We start from the raw sequence: 16,093 nt of genomic DNA, 5'->3' as shown, positions 1-16,093 counted from the left end.
CGTCTCCCCCAGGCCAAGGACATCCGGGACAACGGTGCGCAAGGTTTCCAGGCTGATGGTGCCTTCCCGCACCACCCGCAGCGGGCTGGAGGTGCAGTCCACGATGGTGGAGGGCACCGCCGTCGCGCCTTCGGCAGGACGGAAGCCGTCTTCCAGATAGACGTCCACCGACTCGGCCAGCTGCTCCATCGCCTGCGCGGCGGTCTGCGCCGAGGGTTGGCCGGTGCGGTTGGCGGAGGATACGGCCAGCGGTCCGGTGGCCGCCAGCAGCTCCAGCGCAAGCTCGTCGTCGGGCATCCGCAGGGCCACGGTGCCCTTCGTTTCGCCCAGGTCCCAGGTCAGCGACGGCTGGGCACGGAAAATCAGCGTCAGGCCGCCCGGCCAGAAGGCGTCGGCGAGGGCGCGGGCTTCGTCGCTCACGTCGGTGGCGAGCCCATCCATGGTCTGCGGCCGCGGCACCAGAACCGGCGGCGGCATTTTCCGGCCGCGGCCCTTGGCGGCCAGCAGGGTTGCCACCGCCTGGGGCGAGAACGCGTCGGCGGCGATCCCGTAGACCGTATCGGTGGGCATGACGACACACTGCCGGTCTGCGAGGGCGGCCTGTGCTGCCGCCAGGCCCTCGCTGCGGTCTGCGGCGTCGGTGCAGTTGTAAGTGGTGCTCACAGTTTCATTGTTCCATTCTCATAACCGACGAGCGGACGTGGCCCGCTCGCGCCCGGTTAGATCGTACTCGGTAGCCACTTGCTGCCAGCATCCGGCAGCCTGCAGGAGGGACAGCACCGCTGCGGCCTGCACCTCGGCATGTTCCATGATGAAGTAGCCGCCGGGCTTCAGCAGCCGCGCCGCGGTCGCGGCCGTGGCGGCCGGCAATTCCATGCCGTCCGCTCCCCCGCCGTAAAGCGCCATCTGCGGATCGTGATCGGCGACTTCGGGCTCGCGCGGCACCGCCTCGGCGGGAATGTAGGGCGGATTGGACACCACGACGTCGAACGTCCCGTCCTGCTCGGACAGTGCGGTGCGCAGGTCGTCCCTGAGCAAGGTGACCCCCAGCGGCGCCAGGTTCCGTTCGGCCCAGGCATGCGCCAGGTCGCTCAGCTCCACCGCATAGACGGTGGCCGTGGGCACTTCGCTGGCGACGGCCGCGGCGATGGCGCCGGATCCGGTGCCCAGGTCCACCACTTTGGCAGCCGGCAGGGCCAGCGCCTGGTCAATCGCATGCTGTGCGACGGTCTCGGTCTCCGGCCGTGGCACGAAGACGCCCGGCCCCACCTGCAGTTCCACGTGACGGAAGAAGGCCCGGCCGGTAATGTGCTGCAGCGGAACCCGGGTGGCGCGTTCAGCCACCAGATCCTCCAGGCCGTCCGGAGACTCAGCGTCCATCAGCGCCAGCGCACGGACCCGCCCCAGCGAAACGCCCAGCAAGTGGGCGGCAAGCAATTCGGCGTCCACGCGCGGCGAAGGGACGCCGGCCTCTGCCAGCCGCGCTGCCGCGGCGGCGAGGGCTTCGGCCAAATTCGTGCCGGGCACCGCTGGCTAGTTCTCCTCGCCCAACGCGGCCAGCCGGTGTTCTTCATCCATCTGGATGGCGGACTGCACCACCGGTTCCAGTTCACCGTTCATCACGGCATCCAGGTTGTAGGCCTTGTAGCCGGTGCGGTGGTCGGCGATCCGGTTTTCCGGGAAGTTGTACGTGCGGATGCGCTCCGAACGGTCCATGGTGCGGATCTGCGACTTGCGCGTCTCGGAGTTGGCCGCGTCGATCTGCTCCTGCTGGTGGGCCAGCAGGCGTGCCCGAAGCACGCGCATGGCGGCCTCGCGGTTCTGCAGCTGCGACTTTTCGTTTTGCATCGCCACCACGATCCCGGTGGGCAGGTGGGTGATGCGCACCGCCGAGTCGGTTGTGTTCACGGACTGGCCGCCCGGCCCGGAGGACCGGTACACGTCGATCTTCAGGTCGTTCTGGTGGATGTCCACTTCTTCCGGCTCGTCCACTTCGGGAAGCACCAGGACGCCGGCAGCGGAGGTGTGGATGCGGCCCTGCGATTCCGTCACCGGAACCCGCTGCACGCGGTGCACCCCGCCCTCGAACTTCAGCCTGGCCCAGACGCCTTCGGCCGGGTCGTTGGAATTGCCCTTAATGGCCATCTGCACGTCTTTGTAGCCGCCCAGGTCGGACTCCGTGGCGGAAATGATTTCGGTTTTCCAGCCGCGCGACTCCGCATAGCGCATGTACATCCGCAGCAGGTCGCCGGCGAACAGGGCCGCCTCGTCGCCGCCTTCGCCGCCCTTGACCTCAATGATCACATTGCGCGCGTCGTCGGGGTCGCGCGGGATCAGCAACCGGCGGAGCCGTTCCTGCGCCGTCTCGAGTTCGGCCTCCAGGCCCGGAACCTCGGCAGCCAGTTCCGGATCCTCCTCGGCCAGTTCACGTGCCGCTTCCAGATCATCCGACAGGTGCGACCAGCGCTTGTGCGCCTCCACGATGCCGTTCAGCTCCGCCGACCGCCGCCCCAGCTTCCGCGCCCGAGCCTGATCGGCATAAACAGCAGGGTCGCTCAATTCCTTCTGCAGCTGGGCATGCTCATCCAGCAGCCCCTGAACGGACTCAAACATCTTCAAACCTCTTTCGACTCACAACAAGTCTAAATAGCTACGACTACGACGGGCACGGAAAGGTGACTTAACAGCAACAGCCGCTCAAAATATGCCGGCCAGGGAGTGGCTTCGGGCCTATCGGAGCGCGGAGGACGCGGGCCGAAGGGCCGTGGCCTCCGCGCGTAGGGGCGGGGCCGGCATATTTTGAGCGGCTAAACCAGCTACTTGTCGTTCTCAGCCTTCGAGCCGAGCGTCGTCTTCTGCACCTGCATCAGGAACTCAACGTTGGACTGCGTCTCCCGGATCTTGCCGGTGAGCAGTTCCAGCGCCTGCTGGGTGTCCAGACCGGAGAGGACGCGGCGCAGGCGCCACATGATCTTGACCTCTTCGGGCGAGAGCAGGTTCTCCTCGCGGCGGGTACCGGAGGCGTTGACATCGACGGCCGGGAAGATGCGCTTGTCCGCCAGCGAGCGGGACAGGCGCAGTTCCATGTTGCCGGTGCCCTTGAACTCCTCGAAGATGACCTCGTCCATCTTGGATCCGGTCTCCACCAAGGCGGTGGCGAGGATGGTCAGCGAACCGCCGTTTTCGATGTTGCGGGCGGCGCCGAAGAAGCGCTTCGGCGGGTACAGTGCGGACGAGTCCACACCGCCGGAGAGGATGCGGCCGGACGCCGGAGCGGCCAGGTTGTAGGCACGTCCCAGGCGGGTCATCGAGTCCAGCAGGACCACCACGTCCATGCCCATTTCCACCAGGCGCTTGGCGCGCTCGATGGCCAGTTCGGCCACGGTGGTGTGGTCGTCGGCGGGACGGTCGAAGGTGGAGGCAATGACCTCGCCCTTGACCGTGCGCTGCATGTCGGTGACTTCTTCAGGCCGTTCGTCAACCAGCACCATCATGAGGTGGACCTCAGGGTTGTTGGTGGTGATCGCGTTGGCGATGGACTGCAGGATCAGGGTCTTGCCGGCCTTCGGCGGGGAGACGATCAGGCCGCGCTGGCCCTTGCCGATCGGGGCCACCAGGTCGATGACGCGGGGGCCGATCTTCTTCGGCTCGGTCTCCAGGCGCAGGCGCTCCGACGGGTAGAGCGGAACCAGCTTGGTGAAGTCCACGCGGTCCTTGTTGTCTTCCACCGGCTTGCCGTTGACGGAGGTGAGCTTGACCAACGCGTTGAACTTCTGCCGGCTGCTCTGGCCGCCCGAATCGCCGTCACGCGGGGCGCGGATGGCGCCGACGACGGCGTCGCCCTTGCGCAGGTTGTACTTCTTGACCTGGGCCAGCGAGACGTAAACGTCGTTCGGGCCCGGCAGGTAGCCGGAGGTGCGCACGAAGGCGTAGTTCTCCAGCACGTCCAGGATGCCGGCGACGGGCAGCAGCACGTCGTCTTCGGAGATCTCGGTGTCGTCTACGTCCGGACCGCGGTCGCGGCCGCGACGGCGCTCATTGCGGTCGCGGTAGCGGGTGTTGCTGTCGTTGTCGCGGCGGTTGCGGCGGTTGCGGTTGCGTCCGCGGCCGCCGTCCTCGCCGTCGTCCTGACGGTTGTCGCGGTTGTCCCGGCCGTCGCGGTCGCCTTCGTTGCGGTTGCGGTTCCGGTCGCGGTTGCGGCGCTCGGACTGGCCTTCGCCGCGGCCGGACTGCTGCTGCTGGCCGGCGCCGTCCTGGCCGTCCTTCTTCTCGTCCTGCTTGCCGGTTTCGGCGGTTTCCTGCTGGGTATCACCCTTGGTCTCGGCTGCGTCCTGCTGGCCGGAGTCGGAACGGCGGTTGCGTCCGCGTCCGCGGCGCTCCTGGCGGACTTCGCCGTCGCCCTGCACGGACTCCGCTGCGGGAGCCTGGGCAGGGGCTTCGGCCGGCGCCGCGGCGGCCTTAGCAGTATCGGCGGTTGCGGCCTCGCTGTCGGCAGATGCCACGGTGCCGTCGCTGCTGGCGCGGCGGTTGCGGTTGCGGGTGCGGCTAACCCGCTCGGCGGCCTTGTTGAGGTCACCGCCGGAGGTGCTGCCGGCGCCCTCGCCTGCGGGGCCGGTGGTCTCTTCCTTAGCCGGAGCCGGAGCTTCGGTGCGCGCCGGCTGGTCCACCTTCTTGGCGGCTCGGTCTGCCACCGAGGAGCCACGCTGGTGGTCGGAAATCGCGGCGACCAGGTCGCCCTTGCGCATCCGGGAACCGCCGGTGATGCCGAGTTGTCCGGCCAGCACCTGCAGTTGGGCCAGCTTCAGGCCGGCAAGGCCTGCACTCTTCGGTGCAGGAGAGTCTATTGTTTCCACACCTGCGGTCAGGTCAGTGGTTTCGGTCACGAAGGATCCTTCCCCCTCGTCGGGCGGTGTGCATATGAAGCGCACCGCGTTGTTTGCCACCCGACCGTTGCATGAGAAGCCCGGCCGGGGTCCGTCATTTGCCTGCGGCGTCGTGCCGAGGAAAGTCCGGGTGAACAGATATGAAGCCCTGAAACAAGCCGTCCGGCTGGAACGAGTGAAGTCCTGTCCGGCCGATGGCCGTCAGCAACGCCGTGGAGTGCCGCGGAAGGCTCCTGAAAGGCTGCACCTGGAACGGGGATCCTGCCTCAACGGCTACTCGGCTTGCGTAATCCGGAGCATCCGGACAGGGTTCCTCGCCGGTTAATCCCGGGGGTGCACTTCCACTTTAGCACCATCTGTGTCTACTGCCAGTTTCAGAACACGCCAGCCCTCCGGCATGTCGTGCTGGTCCAGGTGTGCAGCGATGGCACGTTGCACCTGCACTGCCTCGGCCTCGTCCGCTGCCAGTGTCATCACCGTGGGTCCGGCGCCGGAAACGACGGCCGCATGGCCCTGGCCGCGCAGCGACTCGATCAGCGCGGCACTGGGTTCCATCGCTGGAGCGCGGTGCCGTTGGTGCAGCCATTCTTCGGTGCCGGCCCGCAGCAGGGACGGGTCGCGGGTGAGTGCGTGGACCAGCAGTGCGGCGCGACCGGAGTTGGCCGCAGCCACGTGGTGCGGCACCGTTGCGGGCAGCAGATTTCGTGCCGTTTCGGTGGAGAGTTCGTAGGAGGGTATGGCCACCACCGGCACGATCCCTTGGCAGATCGGAACACGGGTGCTGTAGAACACTCCGGCTTCCTCCCAGGAGATGGCCAGCTGGCCGCTCAGGGCCGGCGCCACGTTGTCGGGATGGCCTTCGAGCGTGGAACAGATCTGCAGGATCTTCCCTGCATCAAGGCGGTCCTGCTCGGGAAGCAGGGCGTTGGCCAACAGTACTGCGGACACCACGGCGGCGGCGGAGGAGCCCATGCCCCGGCCATGCGGGATCAGGTTCTCGGCTTCCAGACGCAGCCCGCCGGCGTCGTACCCTGCTTGGCGCAGGGTGCTGCGCAGGGTGCGGATGATGAGGTGCGATTCGTCCGAGGGCAGGTTGGCCGCGCCTTCGCCGGCGACGGAAGCATGGAAGACGCCGTCGTCGGTCGACTCCACCGTGACGGTGTCGTAAAAGGCCAAGGCCAGGCCCAGGCTGTCGAAGCCCGGACCCAGGTTGGCGCTGGTTGCCGGCACCCGCACGGTGACGCGCTGGCCGGGCGCAATGCGGCCGGCCACCGCGGTGTCCTCCCCCGCCAAGGTGCTGCTACTCAAGACCCAGGGCGGAGGCCACGCTGACCACGTCGAAGTCCACCTTGATCGGCGATGCTTCGCTGCCGTCCTCGGTCCGCAGTGCCCACTGCGGGTCCTTCAGTCCGTGACCGGTGACCGTGATCACGATGGTCTTGCCCGACGGCACTTCGCCGGCGGCGTGCTTCTTGATCACGCCGGCCACGCCCGCCGCGGAGCCCGGCTCCACGAAGACGCCCTCCTTCGAGGACAGCCAGCGGTGCGCGGCCAGGATTTCGTCGTCGGTCACGGAATCGATCAGTCCGCCGGATTCATCGCGTGCGGCGATGGCGGTGTCCCAGGACGCCGGGTTGCCGATCCGGATCGCGGTGGCAATGGTCTCCGGCTCGGTGACCGGGTGGCCCAGCACCAGCGGCGCGGCACCGGCGGCCTGGAAGCCCCACAGCGTGGGGGTCTTGGTAGCGACGGGGCCCAGCATGCCGGCAGTCGCCGACTGGTACGGCGCGGCGTACTCTTGGTAGCCCTTCCAGTAGGCGGTGATGTTGCCCGCGTTGCCCACCGGCATCACATGGATATCCGGGGCGTCACCCAGATAATCAACGGTCTCGAAGGCGGCCGTCTTCTGGCCCTGGATGCGCGCCGGGTTGACCGAGTTCACCAGGAACACCGGGTAGGCCTCGGAGAGTTTGCGGGCCACTTCCAGGCAGTTGTCGAAGTTGCCATTGATCTGGATGATTTCGGCGCCGTGCGCGATGGCCTGGCTCATCTTGCCCATGGCAATCTTGCCGGCCGGCACCAACACGGCGCACTTCAGCCCGGCCTGGGTGGCGTAGGCGGCCGCGGACGCGGAGGTGTTGCCGGTGGATGCGCAGACCACCGCCTTGGCGCCGGCCTCCACCGCCGCCGTCATGGCCATGGTCATGCCGCGGTCCTTGAAGGAGCCGGTGGGGTTCATCCCCTCCACCTTGAGGTACACCTCGGAGCCGGTCAGCTCGGAGAGAGCCTTCGCCCGCACCAGCGGGGTGCCGCCTTCGCCGAGGGTGATGATCTCGGTCTGCTCCGTTACCGGCAGCCGGTCCGCGTATTCACGGATGACGCCGCGCCATTGGTGGGCCACTTAGATTCCTTCTACTCGCAGGACAGAGGTAACAGCGTTGACAATTTCAAGCCCGCGCACGGCTTCGACCGTCGCGGCCAGCGAAGCCTCGGACGCGCGGTGCGTGACAATGCGCAGCTCGGCGGACACCTGGCCGCCGTCGCGGGCAGTGTCCAAGGCGTCTTCGGCGTGGATGGTCTGGCGCATGGCCTCGATGGAGACGCCGTGTTCGGCAAAGATGCCGGCAATCTGGGAAAGCACGCCCGGCTGGTCGGCCACGTCCAGGCCGATGTAGTAGCTGGTCAGGACCGAATCCAGTCCAACGGCGGGCAGTGCCACGGTGGCGGTTTCAGTACGGCCCGGACCGCCGCCGACCATGCGGCGGGCGGCGCTGACCACATCTCCGACGACGGCGGAGGCGGTGGGAGCTCCGCCGGCACCCTGGCCGTAGAACATCATTTCGCCGGCGTTTTCGGCTTCCACGAAGACCGCGTTGAACGCTCCGTGTACGGCGGCCAGCGGGTGCTTGCGCGGCAGCAGGGTCGGGTGGACCCGCACGGCCACGCCTTCCCGGCCGTCGAGGCCGCGCAACCGCTCCGCGATGGACAGCAGCTTGATCACGTAGCCGCTGTCCTTGGCCGCGGCGATGTCATCCGCAGAGATGGAGCTGATGCCCTGGCACTGGACATCGGCCAGGTCGAACGCGGTGTGGAAGGCCAGTTCCGCGAGGATCGCGCCCTTCGCTGCGGCGTCATGGCCTTCGACGTCCGCGGTGGGGTCCGCTTCGGCGTAGCCGAGTTCCTGCGCGGCGGCCAGCGCATCGGCAAACTGCGCGCCGGTGGAATCCATCTGGTCCAGGATGTAGTTGGTGGTGCCGTTGACGATGCCCATCACCTTGGTGATGCGGTCCCCGGCCAGCGATTCTCGGATGGGCCGCAGCAGCGGAATGGCGCCGGCCACTGCTGCTTCGAAGGACAGCTCGACGCCGGCTTCGTCGGCGCGGGCGTACAAGTCCTGGCCGTCGGCCGCCAGCAGCGCCTTGTTGCCGGTGACGACGGCGGCCCCGTTGTCAATCGCGCTGCGGATCAGCGTACGGGCCGGTTCCAGTCCGCCCAGCAGCTCGATCACGATGTCGGCATCCTTGACCAGCGGCTCGGCCTCGGTGGTGAACAGCTCGGCGGGCAGCTCCACCGTCCGCTTGGCGGCGACGTCGCGCACCGCGATGCCGGTCAGTTGCAGCCGCGCGCCGGTACGCGCGGCGAGCACGTCGGCGTCGTCAATCAGGATCCGGGCTACCTGGGCTCCGACATTCCCGCATCCCAACAGTGCTACTTTCAGCGTTTTCATGCTGCCCAAACTCTCAGTCTTTGTGTCTCACTCGCCTTGCCTGCTGCCCGCCGGGGCTCAGCCCAGGTCGCGGGCCAGCAGGTCGTCTTCAGTTTCGCCGCGGATGATCAACCGCGCCTCGCCGCCGCGTACGGCAACCACAGGCGGCCGGGCAACATAGTTGTAGTTGCTGGAGAGCGCCCAGCAATAGGCCCCGGTCGCCGGCACTGCCAGCAGGTCCCCCGCCTCGATGTCCTCGGGCAGGTAAACGTTCCTGACTACAATGTCACCGCTCTCGCAGTGTTTACCAACCACGCGGGAAATAATCGGCGCCGCTTCCGTCACACGGGACGCCAAGACGGCGGAATAATCGGCGTCGTAGAGCACCGGCCGGGCGTTGTCGCTCATGCCGCCGTCCACGGACACATAGCGCCGCGGACTGCTGCCGCCACCGTCCAGGTCCACCTGCACGGTCTTCCGGGTCCCGGCCGAGTACAGCGTAAACGTGCTCGGTCCGGCAATTGCGCGGCCCGGCTCAATCGAGATCCGCGGCACCGGAATCCCCAGCCGGTCGGTCACGGAGCGAACGACGGCGGCCATCGCGTGGGCGAGTTCCGCCGGCGGGCGCGGCGTGTCTGCTTCGGTGTAGGCGATGCCGTAGCCGCCGCCCAGATCGAGTTCATGCAGGTCCACGCCATGCTCATCCCGGACCTGTGCCACGAACGTGAGCAACCGCTCTGCCGCCAGCGCGAACCCCTCGGGCTCGAAAATCTGCGAGCCGATATGGCAATGCAGGCCCAGCAGGTTGATTGACTCGTGCGCCAACGCCGCCGCCACGGCCTGCGCGGCAGGCGAGCCAGCGGACTGAGCCGGGGCACCGGCGTCGTGCTGGGGATCCGCGCCCGCCATCGAGAGGCCGAACTTCTGGTCTTCATGCGCCGTGGCAATGAACTCGTGTGTGTGCGCGTGCACTCCGGGGGTCAGCCGCAGCATGACGTTGGCCATCTCGCCGCGGGCGGCAGCGATGGCGCCGACCCGCGCCAGTTCGTCCAGGCTGTCCACCACAATGCGGCCCAGCCCCATGTCCAGCGCACGGTGGATCTCGGCGTCCGACTTGTTGTTGCCGTGCAGGCCCAGGTTCTCCCCCGGGATGCCGGCGCGGGCGGCAACGGCAAGCTCCCCGCCGCTGCAGGTGTCCAGCCGCAGCCCTTCCTGTGCCACCCAGCGGGCGATTTCCACGCTCAGGAACGCCTTGCCGGCGTAATAGACGTCCACGCCGCCGCAGAGCGAGCTGAAGGCATCGTCGAATGCCTGTTTGAAGGCGCGGGCCCGGGCGCGGAAGTCGTCCTCGGAGACCACAAACAGCGGCGTGCCGAACTGCTCCTTGAGCTCGGTGACGCCGATGCCGGAGATTTCCAGTTCGCCGGCTGCGCCGCGGGCTACGTCCTGGGCCCACAGTTTGGCATCCAGCATGTTGGCATCCTGCGGGAAGTTCAGCCAGTCCGGGGCAAGCTCGGACGCGGCGACGGATTCATGTGCAGCGGGCATTACATCCTCTCCGGGGCGCTGACGCCCAGCAGGTCCAGGCCGTTGGCCAGCACTTGGGTCACGGCGGTGTTCAGCCACAGCCGGGTGCGGTGCGTGTCGGTCACTTCGCCGTCGCCAATCGGAGTGACGCGGCAGGCGTCGTACCAGCGGTGGTAGGCGCCGGCGATGACTTCCAGGTGGCGGGCCACGCGGTGTGGTTCGCGGAACTTTGCCGCCATGGCGACCACCGAAGGGTAGGCACCCAGCACGGCCAGGAGTTCGTTCTCGGTGGCGTGGTCCAGCAGCGATGCGTCGAACGCGCTGCGGTCCACTCCGGAGGCGGCAGCGTTGCGGGCGACGGCGCAGGTCCGGGCGTGCGCGTACTGCACGTAATAGACCGGGTTGTCGTTGCTGTGCTTGACCAGCAGGTCCAAGTCAATGTCGATGTTGGAATCCGCGTGCGAGCGGGTCAGGGCGTACCGGGCCGCGTCCACGCCCACGGCGTCGACAAGGTCCTCCATGGTCACCACGGTGCCGGCTCGCTTGGACATCCGCACCGGCTTGCCGTCCTTGACCAGGTTGACCATCTGCCCGATCAGCACTTCCACCCGGTCGGCGCTGTCGCCCATCGCCGCCGCGGCGGCCTTCAGCCGGGCGACGTAGCCGTGGTGGTCGGCGCCGAGCATGTAGATGCACAGGTCGAATCCGCGGTCCCGTTTGTTCTTGAAGTAGGCGATGTCGCCGGCGATGTAGGCGGCGTTGCCGTCGGACTTGATGACCACGCGGTCCTTGTCGTCGCCGAAGTCGGTGGACTTCAGCCACCATGCGCCGTCGCTGTAGTAGAGGCTGCCGGAGCCTTTCAGTTCTTCCAGCAACGTCTCGACGGCACCGTCCTCGAACAGCGAATTCTCGTGGAAGTACACGTCAAAGTCGACGCCGAATTCATGCAGCGACTTCTTGATCGCGGCGAACATCAGCTCCACACCGCGGCTGCGGAACTCTTCCTGCGGGTCCGCGGCGGAGAGCGCATCGGGGTTCTGTTCCAGCACGGCGTTGGCAATGTCGGCGATGTAGTCTCCGCCGTAGCCGTCCTCGGGTGCCGCCTCGCCCTTGGCCTTCGCCAGGAGGGAACGGGCAAAGCGGTCGATCTGCGATCCGTGGTCGTTGAAGTAATACTCGCGGGCCACGTCCGCGCCTTGCGCCACCAGGATGCGTGCCAGCGAATCGCCGAGCGCGGCCCAGCGGGTGCCGCCCAGATGAATGGGGCCGGTGGGGTTGGCGGAGACGAACTCCAGGTTGATGCGCTGCCCGGCCAACTCCTCGCTGGTGCCGTAGCCGGTGCCCGCTTCGACGATGCTCTTGGCCAACACGCCGGCTGCGGCGGCATCCACGGTGATGTTGAGGAAGCCGGGGCCGGCAATCTCAACCCGGGCAACGCCGTCGATCTTCTCCAGACGGGCGCTCAGGATCTCCGCGAACTGGCGCGGATTCATGCCGGCCTTTTTACCCAGCTGCATGGCAATGTTGGTGGCCCAGTCCCCATGCTCCCGGTTCTTGGGTCGCTCCACCCGGACCTCGTCCGGCATTTCGACGGCGAAATCGCCGGCGTCGACGGCGGCCTGCAGGCAGGCGGCAATGGCAGCGGAAAGTTCTTCAGGAGTCACCCAACAAGCATAGGGCAATCGCTTGTACCACCCGGCTTTCCGCGGTCCTGCTGTGACGGGGCTCGCACCGGCCGTTCTGGCGGGTCTGTCGCTCCCCTGCACCGGCCCCGTCCGGCGCGCGGCGGTGCGCATTTTTTCTGTCGGCTCGGATACTGATAAGCTCAGTAGGTCCCGCAGGGCATTAGGTGAACAGCCGGTGCCACGCCCTCGTAGCTCAGGGGATAGAGCGTCTGCCTCCGGAGCAGAAGGCCGTAGGTTCGAATCCTATCGAGGGCACTGATACTGCAGGACTTGGGGAATCCCCGGCCACGGCCGGGGATTCCTTCGTTAACCGGCTTAACGGGCCGCGCTGGCTGCCGGTTGGCGCTCCTTGGCCGTTGCGCCACTGCCGACGCCGCTACCGACCCCGCTGCCCCGGAAGGTGCGGCGGTAGGCTGCCGGACTCACACCCACGGCCTTGGCGAAATGGTGGCGCAGCAGCACCGCCTGCCCGAATCCCGTGATCCGCGCTATTTCGTCGATATTCAGGTCCGATTCCTCCAGCAACTCCTGGGCGCGGAGCACCCGCTGCGCGTTGATCCAGGCTGCCGGAGTGGCACCCGTTTCGGCCCGGAACCGGCGCGCGAAGGTGCGCTCCGACATGTGCACCCTGGCCGCCAGCTGGGCAACCGTCACGTCCTGGGCCAGGTTTTCGTCCAGCCACACCAGCAGGTCTTTGAGCGTGTGGCAGCCGGCCAGCGACATTGGGCGGTCGATGTACTGTGCCTGTCCTCCGGCCCGGTGCGGCGGCACCACCATGTCCCGGGCGATCGCCGTTGCCACCGAAGCTCCGAGTTCGGTGCGGACCAAGTGCAGGCAGGCGTCGATCCCCGCTGCCGTCCCGGCACTGGTGATAATGCGGTCGTCCTCGACATACAGCACGTTTTCGTCGACGTCGATCTGCGGGTAGCTGGCCGCCAGCTGGTGGGAGTACTGCCAGTGCGTTGTGGCACGGCGTCCGTCCAGCAGCCCGGCTTCGGCCAGCACGAACGCCGCCGAGCACACGGACAGCACCCAGGCGCCGCGGGCATGCGCGGCATGCAGGGCTTCCTTCAGTTCGTCCGGGACTTGATCCATCTGCTGGTAGGGGGCAACCACCACCAGGTCTGCGTCGGCGGCCGTTTCCAAGCCCAGCGGGACGTTGAGGGAGAATCCCAGCTTGCTGCTGACCTCCCCGGGCACGGTCGTGCAGATGCGGAAGTCGAACGCCGGAACCCCCGTGCCCCGGTCGGACCGGTCTATGCCGAAGACTTCGCAGACCACGCCAAACTCGAACGGTGCGGCCCCTGGCAGCACCACCACAGCCACTGTTTTCAACATGAAACCAGTATGGCAGTTTTTTATGCTTTATGGTCGTTTCTGCCACTCTTTTTTCTGCTTCATCAGGATCACTATTGAGGCATGGAACTCCTTCTGATCACCGCATTGGCACTCTTCGTCATCGTCGCCACCGTCCGATCGGTCATCCGGGACGGGCGCGGCGAAACCCCGCCGGAACGCTCACACGCCGACTGGACCGCGGGCTCCGTCCCGAGCCGCCCCTATTCCGAGGTGACCCGACTGGCCTAGCGCGCCACCGGTGCAACACCGTCGCTATCTCACACCGCCGCCCTCCAACACCGCCACAGCAAAGCCCGGCCGATCCGGCCGGGCTTTGGCTTGCTACCGGCGGTGGGCAAACAAGTCGCGTAAGAGCGCAATCTCGGCCAAATGATGAATCAGCTCCCGATTGATGTGCAGCACCAGCGCACCCATGGACCGGTCGGCAAAATGCCCCTCCGCGGGCCCGCACGGCCGGCCAAGCCCATCCTCACCGAGCGCGCGGACACCTTTGAGCCAGCGCGCGTAGTACTCATCCAACAGGGCCAGCGCCCCGGCGGCGGTCCCCGGATACTCGAAGGACTCGTAGCCTACTGGCGGACCGCCAAAGTGTGCAGCGTTTCGGCTCCCAAGCACCCCCACCAGAATGTGGTTCAGGCGCCAGGCCACCGTTGTTACCGGCGGCGGCTTGGGTTCCGGGACCGCGAACTCGATGACGAAATCCCCGGCGCCCACCGCCAGCTGTGCGCTGCTGGTGCCGCGATGGCGGACGTTCCAGCAGCCCTCGGCGGGCTCCCAGAAATACTCCTCGTCCGTGAGCCCGTGCAACCGGGGCCGCGCCTGGGCGTCCCAGTGCCAGGACAGTTGCTCCACTACTTCCACTGCCGCATTGAAGGACATTCCTGCTCCCGTCAGACCCCAAACGCCGCCACACTGAGCCTCGAGTCCATCTTGGCGGGCCCGGCCGCCCCTTGCCCAGTGCCGGGCGGCTGAATTCCGGCCTTCCACCGTGGATCACGGACAGCTCTCGTCCTCAATCACGGGTAGATTGAGCGCTAGGTCCGGAAATACCGGCTCCGATCCGCAGCGGAGAGCATCCGCGGGACCGGCGGCTTCAGACATAGGTGCCCATGCTTGAAACGTCCGCACGGCTGCTCCAATTGCTTTCCCTGCTCCAGATGCGCCGGGAGTGGACCGGTTCCGCCCTGGCCGAGCGGATGAGCGTCACCGAGCGCACGGTCCGCCGGGACATCGGCAAATTGCGCAGCCTGGGTTATCCCATCAATGCCTCCCCCGGCGTGGCCGGCGGCTACCAGTTGGGCGCGGGGGCCCAACTGCCGCCGCTGCTGCTGGACGACGACGAGGCCCTGGCCGTGGCGCTGGGCCTGAGCGCAGTGACGGCCAGTCCGGTGGCCGGCGTCGGTGAAGCTTCGCTGCGAGCCCTGACCAAGCTGGAGCAGGTGCTGCCCTCGCGGCTGCGACCGAAATTCTCCACCCTGAAGAACGCCGTGGTCACCCTGGCCGGCCCCACTGCGGCGGTGGATCCCGAGGTGCTGACCGGCATTTCCAGCGCAGTTGCCGAGCGGCGCGTGATCGGTTTCCGTTACGCCAAGGCCGACGGTGAATCCTCCCGCCGGCTGGCCGAACCCTACCGTCTGGTGGACACCGGCCGCCGCTGGTATTTGGTGGCCTTCGATACCGGCCGGCAGGACTGGCGTACCTTCCGGGTGGACCGGTTCGAATCCGTACCGACGCCGCGGGAACGCTTTACCCCGCGGCAGCTGCCGCAGCCGGACCTCGCGGCCTACGTCCAACAGTCGATCACCCGGTCCCCCTACCAGTTCGACGTCGTGGTCCGTATCGACGCTCCGCTGCAGGCCGTCGCCGAGCGCATCCCGCCGAACATCGCTTCCCTGTCCGACGACGGCGAAGCCACCGTGCTGCGCGCCGGCTACGATTCGCTCGACTATCCCCTGGTGCAGCTGGCCGCCGTCGGCTTCGCCTTTGAGATTCTGGAACCGGCGGAATTCCGGCAACGAGCGGCGGAGCTTGCCGGCCGGTTGTCCGCGGCTGCGGGAACGGAAACGGCGGCCGCCCCACCCGCCTAGGTGGGACAGCCGCCGTCGTGCGCTGCCATGGGCCGCTGCCCCGGGAGCCGCGGTTGCTACTGGAGCATGGTGCGGTCGTCCACCACGCCCTTGATCTTTTCGAACTCGTGCAGCAGGTCCGGCACGGTGGCCTTCAGCTTCTGCTCTTGGTCCAGATCCAGGATGATCCGGCCCTCATGCATCATGATCAAGCGGGTGCCCAGCCGCAGTGCCTGCTCCATGTTGTGCGTGACCATCAGCGTGGTCAGCTGGTGCCGGTCCACCACTTCGGCCGTCAGCCGGCTGACCAGGTCCGCACGCTGCGGATCCAGTGCGGCGGTGTGCTCGTCCAGCAGCAGGATTTTGGGGCTGCTGAAAGTGGCCATCAACAGCGACAGCGCCTGCCGCTGGCCGCCCGAGAGCAGCCCCACCTTGGCCTTGAGCCGGTTTTCCAGGCCCAGTTCCAGGGAGCGCAGCTCCTCCTTGAAGAACTCGCGCTTCTTGCGCGTCACACCGGGCCGGAGTCCCCGCCGCTTGCCGCGCTCGTAGGCAATGGCCAGGTTCTCTTCAATGGTCATTTCCGGCGAGGTGCCGGCCATCGGGTCCTGGAAAACGCGCCCGATGTAGCGGGCACGCTGGTGGTCGACCAGCCTGGTGACGTCCTTGCCGTCGATGCTGACCGTGCCGGTGTCCGGGCGGAGCTTTCCGGAAGTGATGTTCAGGATGGTCGACTTACCGGCGCCGTTGCTGCCGATGACCGTGACGAACTCGCCGGCAGTCAAGGACAGGTTGATCTCTTGCAGGGCCACCCGCTCGTTGACGGTGCCTGCGAAGAAGGTCTTGTGAACGTTCTTGATATCCAGCATG

General features: G+C 67.2%; 13 protein-coding genes, 1 tRNA gene and 1 pseudogene. 3 read left to right on the top strand and 12 right to left on the bottom strand.

The features are described from left to right. Positions 1–3: 3 nt before the first annotated feature. From ACMX2H_RS00945 to argS, 9 genes and pseudogenes are all read right to left on the bottom strand, one after another. Positions 4–663, bottom strand: a pseudogene (locus ACMX2H_RS00945) (L-threonylcarbamoyladenylate synthase); the annotation flags it as partial. Between the two features lie 18 nt (positions 664–681). After that, on the bottom strand, positions 682–1,527 hold the full coding sequence (gene prmC, locus ACMX2H_RS00940) for a peptide chain release factor N(5)-glutamine methyltransferase (protein WP_414958532.1): 846 nt from the start codon (positions 1,525–1,527) through the stop codon (positions 682–684). A gap of 6 nt (positions 1,528–1,533) precedes the next feature. Next, a complete protein-coding gene (gene prfA, locus ACMX2H_RS00935; protein ID WP_136787578.1) occupies positions 1,534–2,613 on the bottom strand; it encodes a peptide chain release factor 1 in 1,080 nt (359 codons plus the stop codon). A gap of 203 nt (positions 2,614–2,816) precedes the next feature. Then, the gene (gene rho, locus ACMX2H_RS00930) at positions 2,817–4,883 is read right to left on the bottom strand and encodes a transcription termination factor Rho (protein WP_414958531.1); all 2,067 of its coding nucleotides are present in this window, start codon (positions 4,881–4,883) and stop codon (positions 2,817–2,819) included. A gap of 321 nt (positions 4,884–5,204) precedes the next feature. Next, positions 5,205–6,191: a homoserine kinase gene (gene thrB / locus ACMX2H_RS00925; RefSeq protein ID WP_414958530.1), complete on the bottom strand. Its 987-nt coding sequence runs from the start codon at positions 6,189–6,191 to the stop codon at positions 5,205–5,207. After that, complete coding sequence (gene thrC / locus ACMX2H_RS00920; protein WP_136787576.1) at positions 6,184–7,284, bottom strand: threonine synthase; 1,101 nt, start codon at positions 7,282–7,284, stop codon at positions 6,184–6,186. The genes thrB and thrC overlap by 8 nt, the downstream gene beginning before the upstream one ends. Then, positions 7,285–8,610 (bottom strand): homoserine dehydrogenase, encoded by a 1,326-nt coding sequence (locus tag ACMX2H_RS00915; RefSeq protein WP_414958571.1) that lies wholly within the window; start codon positions 8,608–8,610, stop codon positions 7,285–7,287. Positions 8,611–8,667: 57 nt separating this feature from the next. After that, the gene (lysA, locus tag ACMX2H_RS00910) at positions 8,668–10,137 is read right to left on the bottom strand and encodes a diaminopimelate decarboxylase (protein ID WP_414958529.1); all 1,470 of its coding nucleotides are present in this window, start codon (positions 10,135–10,137) and stop codon (positions 8,668–8,670) included. Next, the gene (argS, locus tag ACMX2H_RS00905) at positions 10,137–11,780 is read right to left on the bottom strand and encodes an arginine--tRNA ligase (RefSeq protein ID WP_414958528.1); all 1,644 of its coding nucleotides are present in this window, start codon (positions 11,778–11,780) and stop codon (positions 10,137–10,139) included. The genes lysA and argS overlap by 1 nt, the downstream gene beginning before the upstream one ends. Positions 11,781–11,983: 203 nt before the next feature. On the opposite strand from argS, the gene ACMX2H_RS00900 reads away from it, so the two are divergent. After that, positions 11,984–12,056, top strand: a tRNA-Arg gene (locus ACMX2H_RS00900). Between the two features lie 60 nt (positions 12,057–12,116). Here ACMX2H_RS00900 and ACMX2H_RS00895 read toward each other — a convergent pair. After that, positions 12,117–13,139 carry a GlxA family transcriptional regulator gene (locus ACMX2H_RS00895; RefSeq protein ID WP_414958527.1) on the bottom strand — a complete coding sequence of 341 codons (1,023 nt, stop codon included), beginning with the start codon at positions 13,137–13,139 and terminating at the stop codon, positions 12,117–12,119. An 81-nt stretch (positions 13,140–13,220) separates the two neighbouring features. Between ACMX2H_RS00895 and ACMX2H_RS00890 the strand changes: the two genes are divergently transcribed. Then, entirely contained in the window at positions 13,221–13,388 is a 168-nt protein-coding gene (locus tag ACMX2H_RS00890) for a hypothetical protein (RefSeq protein ID WP_414958526.1), read from the top strand. Between the two features lie 93 nt (positions 13,389–13,481). Here ACMX2H_RS00890 and ACMX2H_RS00885 read toward each other — a convergent pair whose 3' ends face one another. Then, positions 13,482–14,039 (bottom strand): DinB family protein, encoded by a 558-nt coding sequence (locus ACMX2H_RS00885; RefSeq protein ID WP_414958525.1) that lies wholly within the window; start codon positions 14,037–14,039, stop codon positions 13,482–13,484. Between the two features lie 230 nt (positions 14,040–14,269). Between ACMX2H_RS00885 and ACMX2H_RS00880 the strand changes: the two genes are divergently transcribed. Further along, positions 14,270–15,247 (top strand): helix-turn-helix transcriptional regulator, encoded by a 978-nt coding sequence (locus ACMX2H_RS00880; RefSeq protein WP_414958524.1) that lies wholly within the window; start codon positions 14,270–14,272, stop codon positions 15,245–15,247. Between the two features lie 56 nt (positions 15,248–15,303). Here ACMX2H_RS00880 and ACMX2H_RS00875 read toward each other — a convergent pair whose 3' ends face one another. After that, a complete protein-coding gene (locus ACMX2H_RS00875) occupies positions 15,304–16,092 on the bottom strand; it encodes an ABC transporter ATP-binding protein (RefSeq protein ID WP_136787569.1) in 789 nt (262 codons plus the stop codon). Position 16,093: the final 1 nt, after the last annotated feature.

This window comes from Arthrobacter sulfonylureivorans (genome assembly GCF_047607445.1).
In the GTDB taxonomy this organism is placed as follows: Bacteria; Actinomycetota; Actinomycetes; order Actinomycetales; family Micrococcaceae; genus Crystallibacter; species Crystallibacter sulfonylureivorans_A.
This window is presented reverse-complemented; position numbering and strand designations above follow the sequence as displayed.